Source organism: Candidatus Pelagibacter sp. HIMB1493 (assembly GCF_052047995.1).
Taxonomy (GTDB): domain Bacteria; phylum Pseudomonadota; class Alphaproteobacteria; order Pelagibacterales; family Pelagibacteraceae; genus Pelagibacter.
The window spans coordinates 666,209-682,590 of record NZ_JBNAIP010000001.1; the positions used below are offsets into that span (position 1 = coordinate 666,209).

General features: G+C 31.5%; 16 protein-coding genes. 3 read left to right on the forward strand and 13 right to left on the reverse strand.

The features are described 5' to 3' along the window. Positions 1-3: 3 nt before the first annotated feature. The 4 genes from ACTTBK_RS03630 to ACTTBK_RS03645 are packed head-to-tail and all read right to left on the reverse strand — an operon-like array spanning position 4 to position 3,733. Positions 4-753 (reverse strand): SDR family NAD(P)-dependent oxidoreductase, encoded by a 750-nt coding sequence (locus tag ACTTBK_RS03630; RefSeq protein ID WP_440618600.1) that lies wholly within the window; start codon positions 751-753, stop codon positions 4-6. 2 nt (positions 754-755) lie between these two features. After that, positions 756-2,228, reverse strand: a complete 1,473-nt coding sequence (locus ACTTBK_RS03635) for a tripartite tricarboxylate transporter permease (protein ID WP_440618601.1) — start codon at positions 2,226-2,228, stop codon at positions 756-758. Further along, the gene (locus ACTTBK_RS03640) at positions 2,229-2,735 is read right to left on the reverse strand and encodes a tripartite tricarboxylate transporter TctB family protein (RefSeq protein ID WP_440618602.1); all 507 of its coding nucleotides are present in this window, start codon (positions 2,733-2,735) and stop codon (positions 2,229-2,231) included. It abuts the gene before it with no gap. A 23-nt stretch (positions 2,736-2,758) separates the two neighbouring features. Then, a complete protein-coding gene (locus tag ACTTBK_RS03645; RefSeq protein ID WP_440614563.1) occupies positions 2,759-3,733 on the reverse strand; it encodes a Bug family tripartite tricarboxylate transporter substrate binding protein in 975 nt (324 codons plus the stop codon). A gap of 160 nt (positions 3,734-3,893) precedes the next feature. Between ACTTBK_RS03645 and ACTTBK_RS03650 the strand changes: the two genes are divergently transcribed. Further along, positions 3,894-4,895 carry a 4-hydroxythreonine-4-phosphate dehydrogenase PdxA gene (locus ACTTBK_RS03650; RefSeq protein ID WP_440618603.1) on the forward strand — a complete coding sequence of 334 codons (1,002 nt, stop codon included), beginning with the start codon at positions 3,894-3,896 and terminating at the stop codon, positions 4,893-4,895. A 3-nt stretch (positions 4,896-4,898) separates the two neighbouring features. Here ACTTBK_RS03650 and ACTTBK_RS03655 read toward each other — a convergent pair whose 3' ends face one another. The 3 genes from ACTTBK_RS03655 to ACTTBK_RS03665 are packed head-to-tail and all read right to left on the reverse strand — an operon-like array spanning position 4,899 to position 7,039. After that, positions 4,899-5,660, reverse strand: a complete 762-nt coding sequence (locus tag ACTTBK_RS03655) for an SDR family NAD(P)-dependent oxidoreductase (RefSeq protein ID WP_440618604.1) — start codon at positions 5,658-5,660, stop codon at positions 4,899-4,901. Between the two features lie 9 nt (positions 5,661-5,669). Beyond that, positions 5,670-6,581 carry a ribokinase gene (gene rbsK / locus ACTTBK_RS03660; RefSeq protein ID WP_440618605.1) on the reverse strand — a complete coding sequence of 304 codons (912 nt, stop codon included), beginning with the start codon at positions 6,579-6,581 and terminating at the stop codon, positions 5,670-5,672. Next, a complete protein-coding gene (locus tag ACTTBK_RS03665) occupies positions 6,581-7,039 on the reverse strand; it encodes an RbsD/FucU family protein (protein ID WP_440618606.1) in 459 nt (152 codons plus the stop codon). The genes rbsK and ACTTBK_RS03665 overlap by 1 nt, the downstream gene beginning before the upstream one ends. A 77-nt stretch (positions 7,040-7,116) precedes the next feature. Between ACTTBK_RS03665 and xylB the strand changes: the two genes are divergently transcribed. Beyond that, the gene (xylB, locus tag ACTTBK_RS03670) at positions 7,117-8,565 is read left to right on the forward strand and encodes a xylulokinase (protein ID WP_440618607.1); all 1,449 of its coding nucleotides are present in this window, start codon (positions 7,117-7,119) and stop codon (positions 8,563-8,565) included. A gap of 10 nt (positions 8,566-8,575) precedes the next feature. After that, positions 8,576-9,202, forward strand: coding sequence for an AAA family ATPase (locus tag ACTTBK_RS03675; protein ID WP_440618608.1), 627 nt, complete (start codon positions 8,576-8,578; stop codon positions 9,200-9,202). Here ACTTBK_RS03675 and ACTTBK_RS03680 read toward each other — a convergent pair. The 6 genes from ACTTBK_RS03680 to iolD form a co-directional block, all read right to left on the reverse strand. Next, positions 9,199-9,963, reverse strand: coding sequence for an ATP-binding cassette domain-containing protein (locus tag ACTTBK_RS03680; RefSeq protein ID WP_440614570.1), 765 nt, complete (start codon positions 9,961-9,963; stop codon positions 9,199-9,201). The two genes, ACTTBK_RS03675 and ACTTBK_RS03680, sit on opposite strands and share 4 nt — an antisense overlap. Beyond that, complete coding sequence (locus ACTTBK_RS03685) at positions 9,963-11,057, reverse strand: ABC transporter permease (RefSeq protein WP_440618609.1); 1,095 nt, start codon at positions 11,055-11,057, stop codon at positions 9,963-9,965. The genes ACTTBK_RS03680 and ACTTBK_RS03685 overlap by 1 nt, the downstream gene beginning before the upstream one ends. Positions 11,058-11,148: 91 nt before the next feature. Further along, positions 11,149-12,174, reverse strand: coding sequence for a sugar ABC transporter substrate-binding protein (locus ACTTBK_RS03690; RefSeq protein WP_440614572.1), 1,026 nt, complete (start codon positions 12,172-12,174; stop codon positions 11,149-11,151). Positions 12,175-12,288: 114 nt separating this feature from the next. Further along, positions 12,289-13,311 (reverse strand): NAD(P)-dependent oxidoreductase, encoded by a 1,023-nt coding sequence (locus tag ACTTBK_RS03695; RefSeq protein WP_440618610.1) that lies wholly within the window; start codon positions 13,309-13,311, stop codon positions 12,289-12,291. Positions 13,312-13,322: 11 nt separating this feature from the next. Beyond that, positions 13,323-14,480: a Gfo/Idh/MocA family protein gene (locus tag ACTTBK_RS03700; RefSeq protein WP_440618611.1), complete on the reverse strand. Its 1,158-nt coding sequence runs from the start codon at positions 14,478-14,480 to the stop codon at positions 13,323-13,325. A gap of 6 nt (positions 14,481-14,486) precedes the next feature. Next, positions 14,487-16,331, reverse strand: coding sequence for a 3D-(3,5/4)-trihydroxycyclohexane-1,2-dione acylhydrolase (decyclizing) (iolD, locus tag ACTTBK_RS03705; protein WP_440618612.1), 1,845 nt, complete (start codon positions 16,329-16,331; stop codon positions 14,487-14,489). Positions 16,332-16,382: the final 51 nt, after the last annotated feature.

Here is a 16,382-nt window from a genome sequence, read left to right on the forward strand (position 1 = left end):
TTATTAGTAAGTTGCTCTACCACCGCTTAAATCGAAAACTGCAGCTGTTGAGAAAGAGTTTTCTTCGCTTGATAACCAAGCAACCAAAGATGCCAATTCCTCTACTTTAGCAAATTTATTTCTTGGTATTTTTGAAAGCATATAATTTATATGCTCCTCGGTCATTTGATCAAAAATTCTAGTTTTTGCTGCAGCTGGAGTAACGCAGTTTACTGCAATATTTTTTTGTGCAAGTTCTTTACCTAAAGATTTAGTTAATCCTATAACTCCTGCTTTTGAAGTACTGTAAGCACTTGCATTTGGGTTTCCTTCTTTACCTGCAATAGATGCAATATTTACAATTCTTCCATAATCATTCTTTGCCATAAATGGAACAACTGCTTTGCAACAATAAAATACTGCATTTAAGTTAAGATTAATTACCTTATTCCACTCTTCTATTGGATATTCTGCAACAGTAGTGTTCATGCCTGCAACACCTGCATTATTAATAAAGATATCAATCTTGCCATGAGATTTTTCAACCTCAGATAATTTTTCATTAATTGTTTCAAAGCTGCTTACATCAACTATTTGATAAGTTAAATTTTCAGAATTTACTTTTTCTAAAGCTTTTTTAGCTTCACCTTCATCTATATCCCAAATTACTACTTTGGCACCAGACTCGATAAATCTTTCAGTGATAGCTAAACCAAAACCTTGGGCTCCACCTGTTACAATTGCTACTCTGTTGTTTAAATCAAATTTAATCATGTTTATTTTTTAATTTTTTTTGCTCTTATTAAAGGAAAAGCTAAAGCAATTAAAGATAAAATAAAGAATGTTAAAGCTATTGGTCTTGTGAAAAACATTAACCAATTTCCATCAAATATAACCAGAGATTGTCTTAAGGTACCTTCAACTAACTCACCTAAAATTAAACCAATGATAACAGGGACAACTGAGAAACCATATCTTCTCATAAAAAAACCAAGCACACCAAAAAATAACATTATCCAAACGTCAATTATAGATTGATTTAATGAATAGGTTCCACAAACTGAAACTGCAAAAATCATCGGCCATAAAATTTTATTTGGCACCAACGTTATTCTTGCAAAAATTTTTGCTCCAAAAAAACCAAATATAAAGAACAAAACATTGGCAATTAACATTGCTCCAAATATTCCATATAAAAAATCAGGTTGTTCTCTAAATAAATCAGGTCCAGGTCTAACCCCATGTATAATTAATCCAGTTAAAATAACAGCTGTTGTTGCACTACCTGGAATTCCAAGTGCAAGAGTTGGAACCATCGCCCCACCAGTTGCTGCATTGTTTGCAGCTTCAGCTCCAGCTATACCTTCAATAGATCCTTTTCCAAATTCTTCTGGTTTTTTTGAAAATCTTTTTGCTTCTGAATATCCAATCAAAGAGGCAACTGTTCCACCTTCAGCAGGCAACACTCCAATAAAAGAACCAATACCACTAGATCTTAAAATTGTTTTCCAAGTTTTTTTATAATCATCTTTACTTGGAAGTTTAATTGCTTTTAAAGCTATTCTGTTGAATACCTGATTAATTAAAGTTGATTGTGTTAACATCTCACTCATTGCAAATAAACCAACCACTACTGGTATAAAACCAATCCCTTCAGTTAACTCGTTAATTCCAAAAGTAAAACGATCAATTGATGTCATAAAATCTTTACCAACCGTTGAAATTAAAATTCCAAATGCACCTGCAATCAAATTCTTAATAGGGCTTCCTTCTCCAATTGATGCAAGCATCGTTAAACCAAAGATCGCTAATGCAAAATATTCTGGCTGACCAAATTCATATGCAAGCTGAGCCAGTATAGGTGCAAAAAAGACAAGTATTACAACACTAAAAATACCTCCAACTGTACTTGAAACAGTAGCCATTCCTAACGCTCTTCCAGCTTCTCCTTTTTGTGCCAAAGGATAACCATCTAAACAAGTTGCTGCAGCAGCTGGTGTTCCTGGTGTATTAATTAGAACTGCAGTTATCGCACCACCATAAGTACCTGCACAATAAATAGAAGTTAACAATACAATTGCTGACAATGGATCAAGTGTCATTGTAAAAGGTAAAATTAATGCACCACCAGTTGTAGGACCTAAACCAGGTAACACTCCTAAAATTAATCCAAACAAAGTTCCAAAAAATAAAACCAATAATAGCTTTGAGCTAAATAATGGAGCCAACATTAATAATAAATTATCCATCTAGCTATAATAAATGTTAGTTATAATTCCAGGAGGAAATCTTAGACCTAAAATTGTTTCAAAAAAAATAAAGACAATCACAGGAAATATAATTCCAACAAGTAATAAATAGAATATTCTTTTCTCACCCCAGTAATAAGAAACAAAAATAGATAAAACTGAAATTGCTAAAAAGAAATCTAAAGTCTTTGAAATAATTAAAAAAATCAAAAAACTTGAAAGTGTGAAATAGAATGATTTTGGTAATTTTTTTTGAACCTTCCAAGGATTTTTGGTTGCTAAATAATAGATTAATAAAGTCATTACTATTATTAAAACCAAAAGTGCTTTTGGAAATGTTGCAGGCTGTATTCCTCTATTCAAAATAGGAGGAACAATATCAAAAGTAAAAGTAGTGATTAATAATGCTACAGAAATAAAAATAATAACAAAAGAGACTTTAAATTCGTCTCTAAAAAAAAAGGGCAAACTTTTGTTTGCCCTTTTTTGTTTTTGTACATTTTTCATATGCAAATGTACTTTTAATTAGATTAGTTAATGTAACCTAAAGCTTTTAGCTGAGCAGTCATTTCAGCAAGCATTTCTTCCATTTGCTTACCCCACTCGTCAGCACCAACTACACTAGTGTCATCAAGACCAATTTCAGTTAAGAAATTTTTGTAATAGTTGTGGCTCATAGCTTTCATCATTCCAGCTTCTAATTGTTTAACTCTTTCTGCTGGAGCACCTTTTTTAGTTACGAAACCTCTAACAGTAGATAAAGAAACAGGAATTCCTAATTCTTTAGCTGTTGGAGAGTCACCAATTTTAGCCATTCTATTATTTGCTAAAACAACTGATACACAAAGTTTACCTTCGTTGATTTCAGTTAATGCTTCACCTAAGTTTAAAACACCTACATCGATATCACCTTTGATAAGGTTAGTTTTAATTGGTGCTACACCTTTGTAAGCAACAATAGTTGGATCTGTTAATCCACCTTTTTTAGTAAATGCAATTGCACTAACGTCATCAATACCACCAGTGTGTGTTGTTCCATATTTTAGTGATTTTGATTTTTGCGCGCTAATGAATTTCTTAGCATCTTTAATTTCATTGTTACAGTTAACAACAAATAATTGAGGATCATCTGTACCTCTTGCTAAAGGCTGCATATCGCTTAATTTTACTTTAGTTTTTCCTAAAGCCATTGATACTGCGTGACCAGTAGTCCAAGTTAGAGTGTGGTTACCATCTGCAGGTAAAGACATCATGTAATCCATAGATGCTGCTCCACCACCACCTTTTTTGTTAACTAACTGCATATCTTGTTTAAGAACTCTTCTTGCTCTTAATAACATCATTCTAGTAGTAACGTCAGTTCCACCACCAAAACCAGCGTGAGTAATTGCTTGTATTGGATGTCCATCAGCTTTTGCTGAAGTGATCATTAATGGAAGAGCTACAACAAAAAATTCAGTTACTAAAAAAGCAGCTGCTAAAAATAGTTTAAAGCTTTTTTTCATTATTTCCCTCTTTAGTTTATTTAATTTGTATATATAAGTTATATTTAAATATATAATCACATTCAGATATAAAACGTAAAGTAAAAAGTGAAAAATATTTGTTTAGATTATATATATAATATCTATATGTAGTTACATTTAGTAGTATTTAAAAAAATTAATGACACAAACAAAAGCTAATATTGCAGTTTTACTTGGTGATCCAGCAGGAATAGGACCTGAACTTATTTCAAAATTATTAAATGAAGAGATAACTAATAAAGCAAATATTGTTGTTATTGGTGAAAAACAAATTCTTGAGAGTGGAAATAATGTAACTGGAAACTCTCACCAACTCGAAATCGTAGAGGATTTTGATCAAATTGATTTTAATAAATCAAACAGATTTTTATTAGATATTTCAAAAGGAAAAAACCATAAATATAAAATAGCTGAACCTTCAAAAGAGTCAGGTGAGAGTGTTTTGGAAGCTTTAGATTTAGCGCTAAATCTTGCTAAAGAAAAAAAAATTGATGCAATTAATTTTGCTCCAATGAATAAAACAAGTTTAAAACTTGGAGGAAACACTCATTCAGATGAATTACAATTAATGGCTGAAAAATTAGATGTAAAAAGTTTTTGTTGTGAGTTTAATGTTATAGATAATTTTTGGACTGCAAGAGTAACCTCTCACATTCCAATCAAAGAAGTGGCTCAACACATAACAAAAGAAAATATCTTAAAGCCTATTAAATTAATTAATGAAGTTATGGAATTAAATGGCGTAAAAAATCCTAGAATAGCAGTTCAAGCACTTAACCCACATGCAGAATTCGGCACTGAAGAAAAAGATGAAATTATACCAGCAATAGAAGAAGCAAAAAAACTTGGATTTAATACAGATGGTCCGTTACCATGTGATACATCTTTTGTAGTTGCATATAAAAATAAAAATCATGATTGTATGGTTGGAATGTATCATGATGCACTTCAGTCTGGACTTAAAGCATTTGGTTTTGATAGAGGAGTTACAGTTCAAGGCGGATTAACAGTTCCTGTAACAACAACTGCACATGGATCTGCGTTTGCAATTGCTGGTAAAAATGAAGCTAACTTAGCTCCAATTTTAAACTCATTTAAAATTGCTTTATCAATGGCTGAAAATAAAAAAAAGTTAAGCTAAGCTTTAAATTAAACCAGCATCTACCGTAAAATTTTGCTTAGTACATCCAGACGAAACATCTGATGCCAAGTATAAAACCATCCTTGAAACATCCTCAGGTAATATTTGTTTTTTAAGACACTGTTTATCTAAAATTTCTTTTTTAAATTTTGGATTTAACCATAATTTTGACTGTCTTTTAGTTGCAACGGACCCAGGTGCAATAGAGTTTATTCTAATATTGTGTTGTCCTAAATCTCTAGCTAAAGATTTAGTTAAACCATAAATTGCAGCTTTTGCAGTACTGTATGCTGGAAACATAACGGCTCCTCTAATCCAACTAACAGAACCTAAATTTATTATTGATCCACCTTTATTTTTAATCATACTTTTTTTTACCGCTTGAGTAGCAAAAAAGTAATGCCTCAAATTTATTGCCATTCTGTCGTCCCAGTATTTTTCAGTAACTTCTTCAAGAGTATGTCTTTGATCATTAGATGCATTGTTTACCAAAATATTAATTGGACCTTTTTTTTTAATAATGCTCTGAATTAAAATTTTGTATTTTTTTATATTTTTAATATTACAAAATTGAAAAGTAGGGATTTTTTGTTTTTTCTTTTTAATTTTCGAAATTAATTTTTGAGCTTCTTTTTTATCTATATCAAAAAAATAAACCTCAACACCTTGTTCACAAAGATGTTCAACAATTGATGCACCAATACCAGTTGCTCCACCTGAAACTAAAGCACGTTTATCCTTTAAATCAAAATATTGAACTTTCATTTTTATTTTTTAATAATTTTCTACTTCTTGAAGTAATGGCATTGATGCTGCTGCACCTAATTTTGTTGTTGATATTCCTGCTACTTTATTTGCAAATACTAATGCATCTTTATTTTCCAAACTGTTAGCTAATGCTACAGCAAATGCACCATTAAAAGCATCACCCGCACCAGTAGTATCTACAACATTATTTTTTAATTTACATGCCTCAACAAAATAATCTTCTTTTCCGTTAGAATAATAAACACCCTTCTCTCCTAATGTAATTATAATATTCTTAACTCCTTTTTTTAAAAACTCTTTAGCAGCTTCTTTAATATCATTTTCTGATTTTATTTTTTTATTTAAATAAAATTCTGCTTCTGTTTCATTTGGAGTAAAATAATCAATTAATTTAAAGTACTCCTCTTCTATTTTTCTTGCAGGCGCTGGATTTAAAATTGTAACACAATTATTTTCTTTAGCTTTACTTAAAGCATAAAGTGTCACTTGCTCTGGAGTTTCTAATTGAGTAAGAAAAATTTTTGAATTTTTTATAGTGTTTAGATTTTGATCTATATCTTCATTATTTAAGTGGGCAGCTGCCCCAGCAACAACATTAATTGCGTTATGTCCTTTTTCATCAACCATGATACCCGCAACTCCCGTGGAAAGATTTTTATCCTGGATGATTGAATTTATATTTATTTTCGCCTTTTTATATAATGTTAATGCCATATCGGCATGACTATCCTGGCCAATTTTTGTTATAAAATGTACATCACCTTTTAATCTTGCAGCTGCAATTGCTTGATTAGAGCCTTTACCTCCAGGTCCAACAATATGATTTTTTCCTAAAACAGTTTGACCCTTAACTGGAATTGTCTCACCAAAGAAGCAAAGATCAGCAACAAAAACTCCAAATACACAAATTGAATTCATTATTTTTCAAGAACCCACACATCGCCATTGGGTTTAACTACACCTTTTGTAAAAATAAAACAGCCAAATGGTCTTGTTTCATTAGTAGTTATAATTGCGTAAGCATTTTTTGTTTCTTTATAAAAATTATTTCTTTCTATAGATCCTATTTTCCAATGATCTCCAGATATTTTTTTTGTTGTAACTATAAGTTCTTTGTGGACATCATTTAATTCATTTGGTTTTCCATCAATTTCCATTCTCAAAATTGGATATTCTATAAAACTATCTAAGGGAAAAACTGAAAGAATAGCTTCTGCCGCTCTTGAAGCGTTTACACCATCAATTCGATAAACTCTTTTATTCAAAGAATATGCTGGAAAATTTGAGTCACAAAGTATTAGCTTATCACCATGTCCCATACTGCGTAAGCAGTGTAAAACATCAGGGCTTAGTATTGGATCAATTTTAATTAACATATCCTTATACAACTAAATTAATTTCAATAATTCAATAAATTAATTCAATTACAATAATTAAAATATATAATCATAGAATGTATTTAGGTATCGATCTTGGAACAACATTAATGAAATGTGTTGTTATTGGAGACAATCAAGAAATAATTTGCAAAACCTCTAGCAAAAATATTCCATTATCTAATCTAAAAAGTGGGTGGTCAGAACAAGATCCTAAATCATGGATCATTGCCCTGAATTACTGTATCAAAAAATTAAAAAAAGAAATTAATTTAAAAAATATCAAGTCAATCTCATTTTCTGGACATATGCATGGTGCTACATGTCTTGATAAAAATTACGATGTGATCAGAAAATGTATCTTATGGAATGATACTCGAAGTCACAATGAGTGTAATGATATAATGAATGACAAAAATGTTTTAAATATTTCAGGAAATATTGCAATGCCTGGATTTACATCACCCAAAATTTTATGGCTTAAAAATAATGAATTAAAAAATTTTAAATCAATTCACAAATGTTTGCTACCTAAAGATTATTTGAGATTTTACATTACTGGAGAATTTTATAGTGACTTATCTGATGCATCTGGAACATATTGGCTTGATGTAAAAAGTAGATCTTGGTCAAAGAAATTATTACAAACTACTTTTATGAACCTTTCTCAAATGCCTAAAACTTGTGAAGGGACAGATCAAACTGGAATTGTTAAAAAAGAAATCTCGGAAAAATATGGTTTTGATTTAAAATGTAAAGTCTACGGAGGTGGAGGAGATAATGCGGCAGCAGCTGTTGGTTTAGGTCTCTATGAAGAAGGCGATGCATCAATATCTTTAGGTACATCAGGCGTAATCTTTGCTTCAACAAAGAAATTTTTAAAAAACTATAATGATGCGATTCATTCATTTTGCCATTGTTTACCTAACACATGGCATTTAATGTCTGTTATGTTGTCTTGCACATCTAATATTAATTGGTTTATTGAAAATTTTAATTCATCTCTAGAAGAAATTTCACTAAATCTAAAAAAAGCAATTAAATCCAAAAATTTAATCAAAAATGCTCCGTACTATTTACCTTATTTAACTGGTGAAAGGACGCCTATAAACAACCCTCATGTTCGTGCAAGTTTTAACAACGTTGATATAAGTACAACGAGATCTTCAATGATTTACAGTTTAATAGAAGGAATTTCATTTGCATTAAATGACAACTATCAAGCCCTTTCAAAAACAAAAATTAAATTAGAAAATCTTTATGTAATTGGAGGAGGTTCAAATAACGAAACTTGGATTAAAATTTTAGCATCTATTTTAAATAAAAATCTTGCAATTACAGAAACTTCAGATTCAATGGCTGCTTATGGAGCAGCAAAAATAGCCTTTTTAGGTTACAATAATCTTGATCACCAAAAAGAACTAAAATCTCCTAAAGTGAAAAAAATTATAAAAAAAGATTCTGATCTTGCGTCTATACTTTCAGATAGGTTTGATAAATGGAAAAAATTTTATACTAAAACTTAAAATTATAATTATGAAAAGATTAAGCTATGAAGAACTTATCAGCGATTTAATAAAAAAATTAGATAATATAAAAAATAGATATTTGATAGCTTTAGCAGGACCCCCTGCTTCGGGGAAAACTACTGTTTCTGAAAAGATAACGAAAGATTTAAATCTAAAAGGATATCCATCAAATATTCTTCAGATGGATGCGTTTCATTATGATAATAGTATTTTAGAAAATAAAGGTTTACTATCCAAAAAAGGATCCTCTGAAACCTTTGATGTTATGGGTTTAAAAAATTTTTTAAATAGATTAAATGATGAAGATGAAGTTATTGTCCCAATTTTCGATCGTTCTTTAGAATTATCTAAATCATCAGCGGTTATAATTTCAAAAAAAACAAGAGTTATAATAGTTGAAGGAAATTATCTCCTTCTAAATTCTGAACCTTGGAAAAAATTACATAATTATTTTCAATCTAAAATCATAATTGATTGTGAAGAAAAAATTAGAGAAGAAAGGCTTGTAAAGCGTTGGGAAAATTTTAATTTACCTAAAGAAGAAGTTCATAAAAAAGTATATGAAAACGATCTCCCGAATGGATTAAATGTTTTGCAAAATAGTATTGAAGCAGACTACACTTTAATTAATTAAGCTTTCGGCGGTTCTTTGGCTCCAGTCATGAATGCAACAGCATCTGACATTTCATATTTTTTTGGATCAATAACACATAATCTAGTTCCTAGTCGATGAATATGAATTCTGTCAGCTACCTCAAAGACATGAGGCATATTGTGAGAAATTAATATAATAGGAATTTTACGTGCTCTTACCTCACCTATTAACTCAAGAACCCTTCTGCTTTCTTTAACACCTAAGGCAGCTGTTGGCTCGTCCATAATTACCACTTTAGTTCCAAATGATGTTGCTCTAGCTACAGCTACACCTTGTCTTTGACCTCCTGATAAAGTTTCTACTAATTGATCAATATTCTGAATTGTTAACAATCCTAGATCAGAAAGACGTTTTCTAGCTTCATCAGCCATAGCTTTTTTATCCAAAAATCTTAAAAATTTTCCTAGAAAACCTTTTTTTCTAATTTCTCTCCCCAGAAACATATTATCAGTAATTGATAAAGCTGGAGATAGAGCTAAGTTTTGATAAACGGTTTCTATACCTAGTTTTCTTGCCTCAATAGGAGAAGTAAAAGTTACATTCTCTCCATCTAAAAGTATTTCGCCACTATCAGGTATTACTGCTCCACATAAAACTTTAATTAAAGTTGATTTACCAGCACCATTGTCTCCAATAACTCCTAACACCTCTCCAGGATAAAGCTCCAGATCAGCACTATCCAAAGCAACAACTCTTCCATATTTTTTTGATAAATTTTTTGCAACAAGAACAGGTTTCATTAATTTGATACCTTCCTAATCCATTGATCTATACCAACAGCAATAATGATCAAGCAACCAAGCGCGAACCTTTGCCATAAAACATCTAATCCAGCAATTGATAAACCAGAACTAAATACACCTACAATTAATGCTCCAAATAAAGATCCAATAATAGTTCCTCTTCCACCAAAAAGTGAAGTTCCACCTATTACAACTGCTGTAATAGAGTCTAGATTTCCTTCATAAAAACTTGTTGGTGAAACTGATCCGACTCTTCCTATTGAAACCCATGCTCCTATAGCAATAACCAATCCTGCAACAGCATAAATTGATACAAGCATTCTATCTGTTCTAATACCGGACAGCTCTGCAGCATCTTTATCATCTCCAATTGCATAGACATGTCTTCCCCATGCAGTTTTATTGAGCATAAACCATAAGAAAACAAATATAGCGATCATCAAGAAAGCACCGTAAGTAAATACGAAACCTCCAAGATTTATTCTTTCACCCCAAAAATGTAATAAAGGTGCATTCTCTTCAATTACTGAACTTCTTATAGATTGAGAACCAGTAAAAAAAATAACTAATGCAAAAAATATATTCCAAGTTCCAAGAGTAACAATAAATGGAGGTAATTTTAATCTTGTTACTAATAAACCATTTATAGCACCCGTTATAACTCCTGAAATCATACCTATTGCAATTGCAGGTAAAGTAGGCATCCCAAAATCAATTGAAAGTTTTCCCATAACTACTGATGCGAGAACCATCATTGCAGCAACACTTAAATCAATTCCAGCAGTTAATATGATCAGTGTTTGTGCGGCAGCTAAAATTCCAACAATTGTTACCTGTTGAACAATCAAAGATAAATTGAATGCAGAAAAGAATTTTCCTCCAGCTATAAATCCAAACGCAATTACGCTTAAAATTAAAATAATTACTGGAACAATAGTTGGATTACCATGTAGAAAATGTTGAAGTTTTTTTAAAAACGTTTGCTCACCAATATCAAATGTATGGTGGTCTTGAGCCTTGTCACCGATATCTGATGTAAACTTTGGCTGATCTTTTAAATCTTTTGATATGTCATCAGATATTTTGCTCATGAATAAAAAATAAAATTAATAATTACAGAATTTAAAGTCAAGTTTATCAGGGCAGAAATATTCTGCCCTGATAAAATGAAAAGTTATTGGATTATCCCCAACATCTGTCCATTCCTTCTTTAACACTTATTGAAGGAACACCACTTGCAGCATCATCTGTTACTAAATTTACACCAGTATTAAAAAACTTTAATCCTGGAGAGTTCTCAGGTTTAGTTCCATTTTCTGCCCAAGCTTTAATAGCCTCAACACCTAGAGAAGCCATTAAAAGAGGATATTGTTGTGATGTAGCACCAATTATACCTTTTTTAACATCAGCTACACCCGGACATCCACCATCAACAGAAGCAATTAATACACTTCCATCTGCTTTGCCCGCTGCTTTTAAAGCTTCATAAGCACCAACAGCTGCTGGTTCGTTAATTGTATAAACTACATTAATGTCTCTATCTTTCTGAAGACATTTTTCCATTGCTGTTCTTCCACCTTCTTCGTTACCATTTGTAACTTCATTACAAATGATTCTTGGATCATCTTCGTCTCCCCATCTTGAAACGTCTTTGGTATCAATACCAAATCCGTTTAGGAAACCTTGGTCTCTTAAAACACCAACAGATGGTTGACTTTCATTAAGATCTAACATTGCAATTTTTGCATTAGCAGCATTTGCTCCTAATTTTGCAGCAACCCAAGCACCACCTAGTCTACCAGCTTCAAAGTTATCAGTAGCAAAAGTAGAGTCTGCAGCAGTGATTGGTTCTAAAGGTGTATCAAGCGCAATAACTAATAGACCGTTATCTTGTGCGTTTTTTAAAACTGGAACTATTGCTTTAGTATCAGATGCAGCAATTAAAATTCCTTTTGCACCAGATGCTATACAAGTCTCAACAGCTCTTACTTGAGTTTCATGGTCACCATCAATTTTTCCAGCAAAAAATGATAATTTTACACCCAACTCGTTAGCACGAGCTTCAGCGCCTTCTTTCATTTTTACGAAAAATGGATTGATATCCGTCTTAGTAATCAAACAAGCTTCAATTGCAGCATTCGCTGAAGTAGTCACAAAAAATAGACCACTTAAAATCATTGAAGCGAGAGTTAACGTTAGTTTTTTCATATATATCTCCCTTTTATTTATTAAGAGTTAAATGTAATTGGAAATGATTAGCAACAAAAAAAAACGCTCACAACTAAAAGTTGAATAAATTGTCAAACAAATAATTTTTTAAATTTAGTTAACACTGACAGGTTTGGAGCTTAACAATTCAACTGTTTTTAATTGTGCTTTTTTACAATATTTTGGTTTTTGATTTTTTAAAATTAAATCCATATCTTTAAGAACTATATTTCCCATATCAAAAAAAGCCTCCTTTAATGCACCGGCTCTATGAGCTGAAAATAAAATATTTTTTACTTTTCTTATAGGATCATTTTTTCTTACAGGCTCTTTTGGAAATACATCAGTGGCCACATAAATATCTCCTTTTTTTAATCTAGTAACTAAATCTTTAAAATTAACAACTGCTGCTCTACTCATTAAGATAAATAGAGTATTTGGCTTCATTCTGTTTAACAATTTTTTATCAATTAAATTTTTATTTTCAGTTGTCACAGCTGCCAAAACATAAATTACTTCACATTTTGAAAACATATCTTTTAAATTAATCGGCTGAAATCCATATCTTTTGATCACATTTTTTGGAAGCCATGGATCATAAACAGAGATATCTTTTGTAAATGGTAAAAGTAGTGGATAAAGAGATTTTGCTAAATCACCAAACCCTAATAAACCAATTTTTTTACCTGACAACATTGATGCTTTAAGATTACTTTCTAGGCCATATTTCTCTTTACCTTTTAGAAAATCGAAATGCGCTTCATGAATATTTCTTAATAGGGATAATGTCATTCCTAATGCTATCTCAGCTACAGGTTTAGAAAAAACAGGAGAAGTAGCTATCACATGAATACCTCTTTTATGACAATATTTGTAATCAACATTGTTCATAAAATTACTTTCAACATTTATAATTGCTTTTAATTTAACTGCTTTTGACAAAAGCTTTTTATCCAGATCGGGTTGACCCATTATAAATGAAGCTTTGTGAATATTGCTTTCATAAAATTTTTTTTTGTTTTTGCTTGGGGCTACAATAAGTGTGTATTTAGTTTTAAGTTCTTTTAGTTTTTTTTTTGTGAAAATTAGATCTAAAGTTCTTGGGAAAGGATCTGAAATTACAATTAATTTTTTCATAAATTAAAAAATTAATTCATAATTTTTTTTATTTCCTCTAACGTAAATGGTTTAGGTTTTTTGCAAGTAGTCTTTATTTCTTGCGGGATACCTGTTTGAGATGCTCTCATAGTTGAGTCTATGATATCTAAAACATGCAAAGAAAGCTCACCATTACATCTATGTTCTAAATTGTGCTCAATTGCATGAGCCATCTCCGATAGACCAGCTCCTCTATAATTTGCATTTGTTGGAGATTCATTTGCTCTTGAGCTTTGACTTTTAATGTTAATTTTTCCTAAAGGCATCATATCTGTTTTGTGCTCACCCCAATTACCGCCAGCAGTCACTGAAACAAAAGCTGATCCACCAAACATATTTGGATCAGGAACAATAATTGATCCTTTGTTACCATATAGCTCTATGTGGTTTCTTTGATGAGCAACCACATCAAAAGATAAAGTAATCTGTATGATACAATCATTTTCAAATTGTATAGTTGCAAGATAAGTTGTTGGAGTTTCCACTTTAAATCTTTGACCTTTTTTTGGGCCTATCCCAATTTCTCTTTCTTCAAAGACTTTTGTGCATCTTCCTTGTACTTGTTTTGCTGGACCAATTAAATTTACTAATGCCGTAAGATAATATGGACCCATATCTATTACGGGACCCCCTTCATTTTCAGCAAACCAAGGTTCTGGGTTTGGATGATAAGATTGCACTCCAGGGAAAGCAAAAATAGCATTACCTAATTTAATGTCACCAATTACACCGTTATCAATGAGTTCACGAGTTTTCTGAATGCCCCCACCCAAAAAAGTATCTGGTGCATTTCCAATATAAAGATTTTTCTCTTTAGCAAGTTCAACTAATTTTTTTCCATCTTCAAAGTTAACAGCCATAGGTTTTTCAGCATAAGAATGCTTACCATTTTCTAAAGCCATTTTTGAAACTTCAAAATGTGCGCCAGGAATTGTAAGGTTTAATATTATTTCAATCTCTTTATCTTTAAAAAGTTCTTCAACAGTTACAGCTTCGATATTGTAATGGATTGCACACTTCTTCGCTGTTTCCATATTAATATCAGCACATTTAACAATCCTAATATTGTTAAAATACTCTTGAGCTCTAAAATAAGTCTCTGAAATATGACCACATCCTATAAGGCCGACTTTAAATACTTTGTTCATAAAGGATTAAATACCTTGTCTTTGCTTGCTTCTTCCTTCTTTATAAAGTTTTAAAGCTTCTTCATTTTCTTTAGTTGTAGGAATTTCTAAAGTTGGACTATCCCAAAAAGATGATCCTTCTACCCATTTATAAGCATGAGTTTTAATTGAAATAACATAAGTTACATCAGATGCTTTGGCTCTTTTAAATGCAGCTTCAAGATCTGAAATTGAAGTAACGTGTTCAGATTTCGCACCCATACTCTCTGCATGTTTTGCAAAATCTACATCTACTAAACCAGGAGTATTAGAACTCTTTAATAAGTTATTATACTCTTTTCCACCTTTGAATAATTGAAGTCGGTTTATAACTGCAAAGCCTCCATTATCACAAACAACTATGATCAATTTATTTTTTGTAATTACTGACGAATAAATATCAGTGTTATTTAATAGATAAGAACCATCACCAACAAATGAGATCACTTCTTTATCTGGATTAGCCATCTTAATTCCTAATGCTCCAGATATTTCATAACTCATACAACTAAAGCCCCACTCTGTTTCATGAGTATTAAGTTCTCTTGGTCTCCATACTTGAATTACTTCACCTACCAAACCTCCTGCGGCTGTGACTGCAATATCTGTTGGATCAGAATTTCTGTAAATAGCACCAATTACCTGAACATAACTTGGAACTTCCTGATTAGTTGGAGCGCTCTCTTTATCTATATGTTCATTCCATGACTTAAGTTCTGTTTGAGATTTCTTATTCCAATCTTCTCCTGCTTTCCAATCACCTAAGGCTTGAGAAAGTTCAGTTAATGAAACTTTTGCATCTCCAACAACAGCTTGAGCTAAATGTTTGTTAGCATCATATCTTGATACATTGATTGAAACTAATTTGAAATTTTCGTTTTCAAAGTTTGCCCATGATCCTGTTGTAAAATCAGCAAGCTTTGTACCTATTGCAATAGCAAGATCGGTTTGTTTTGCTAATGTGTTTGTATTTTTCCCTCCAAGTCCTCCAATTTGACCTGCAAAATGAGAATGATCTCTCTTCATTGTTGAATAACCCATTACAGTTTGTGTAACTGGAATATTGTGTTTAATTGCAAACTGACTTAACTCTTCCATTGCATCGGAGTAAAAAACTCCACCTCCAGATATTATGATTGGATTTTTTGAAGATTTAATTTTTTCAGCTGCCTCTTTAATTTGAAATTCATCTGGTCTTGGTCTTCTAATTGTATGAACTTTCTCTTGAAAAAATTCTTCTGGATAATCAAAAGTTTGGCCTTGGATATCTTGGCTTAAAGCAATACAAGCAGGGCCACAATCAGCAGGATCTAACATTGTTTGAACTGCTATAGGAAATGATTGAATTATTTGTTCAGGTCTAGTTATACGATCAAAATATCTTGTAACTGGTTTGAAAGCATCGTTTGCAGTTACGCTTGGATTGTTAAAATGTTCAACTTGTTGCAATACTGGATCTGGCATTCTATTTGCATAAGTATCACCTGGTAAAAATAAAATTGGCAATCTGTTACTCATCGCTACTGCTGCTGCAGTAACCATGTTTGTTGCTCCTGGACCAACAGATGATGTAGCAACAAAAATTTGTTGTCTTCTTTTAGCTCTAGCGTAACCAATTCCTGTTAAAGCCATATTTTGTTCATGATGGCCTCTATAAGTTGGTAATTCTTTTTGATTTTCTTCAAGTGCTTGACCCAAACACGCTACATTTCCGTGCCCAAAAATTCCAAAGACACCAGGAAAGAGTGGTTCTTTTTTGCCGTTAATTAATATTTTTTGAGCTATTAAATATTTTACGATTGCATGTGCACAAGTAAGAGTGATTTTTTTCATAATTGGGTTTATTTTTTTTATGTATAATGTTTATATATATTTATATTTATA

Bases quoted from the DNA above. Each gene is read 5' to 3' on its own strand.
- ACTTBK_RS03630 (WP_440618600.1), bottom strand. From the start codon at position 753: ATGATTAAATTTGATTTAAACAACAGAGTAGCAATTGTAACAGGTGGA.
- ACTTBK_RS03635 (WP_440618601.1), bottom strand. From the start codon at position 2,228: ATGGATAATTTATTATTAATGTTGGCTCCATTATTTAGCTCAAAGCTA.
- ACTTBK_RS03640 (WP_440618602.1), bottom strand. From the start codon at position 2,735: ATGAAAAATGTACAAAAACAAAAAAGGGCAAACAAAAGTTTGCCCTTT.
- ACTTBK_RS03645 (WP_440614563.1), bottom strand. From the start codon at position 3,733: ATGAAAAAAAGCTTTAAACTATTTTTAGCAGCTGCTTTTTTAGTAACT.
- ACTTBK_RS03650 (WP_440618603.1), top strand. From the start codon at position 3,894: ATGACACAAACAAAAGCTAATATTGCAGTTTTACTTGGTGATCCAGCA.
- ACTTBK_RS03655 (WP_440618604.1), bottom strand. From the start codon at position 5,660: ATGAAAGTTCAATATTTTGATTTAAAGGATAAACGTGCTTTAGTTTCA.
- rbsK (WP_440618605.1), bottom strand. From the start codon at position 6,581: ATGAATTCAATTTGTGTATTTGGAGTTTTTGTTGCTGATCTTTGCTTC.
- ACTTBK_RS03665 (WP_440618606.1), bottom strand. From the start codon at position 7,039: ATGTTAATTAAAATTGATCCAATACTAAGCCCTGATGTTTTACACTGC.
- xylB (WP_440618607.1), top strand. From the start codon at position 7,117: ATGTATTTAGGTATCGATCTTGGAACAACATTAATGAAATGTGTTGTT.
- ACTTBK_RS03675 (WP_440618608.1), top strand. From the start codon at position 8,576: ATGAAAAGATTAAGCTATGAAGAACTTATCAGCGATTTAATAAAAAAA.
- ACTTBK_RS03680 (WP_440614570.1), bottom strand. From the start codon at position 9,963: ATGAAACCTGTTCTTGTTGCAAAAAATTTATCAAAAAAATATGGAAGA.
- ACTTBK_RS03685 (WP_440618609.1), bottom strand. From the start codon at position 11,057: ATGAGCAAAATATCTGATGACATATCAAAAGATTTAAAAGATCAGCCA.
- ACTTBK_RS03690 (WP_440614572.1), bottom strand. From the start codon at position 12,174: ATGAAAAAACTAACGTTAACTCTCGCTTCAATGATTTTAAGTGGTCTA.
- ACTTBK_RS03695 (WP_440618610.1), bottom strand. From the start codon at position 13,311: ATGAAAAAATTAATTGTAATTTCAGATCCTTTCCCAAGAACTTTAGAT.
- ACTTBK_RS03700 (WP_440618611.1), bottom strand. From the start codon at position 14,480: ATGAACAAAGTATTTAAAGTCGGCCTTATAGGATGTGGTCATATTTCA.
- iolD (WP_440618612.1), bottom strand. From the start codon at position 16,331: ATGAAAAAAATCACTCTTACTTGTGCACATGCAATCGTAAAATATTTA.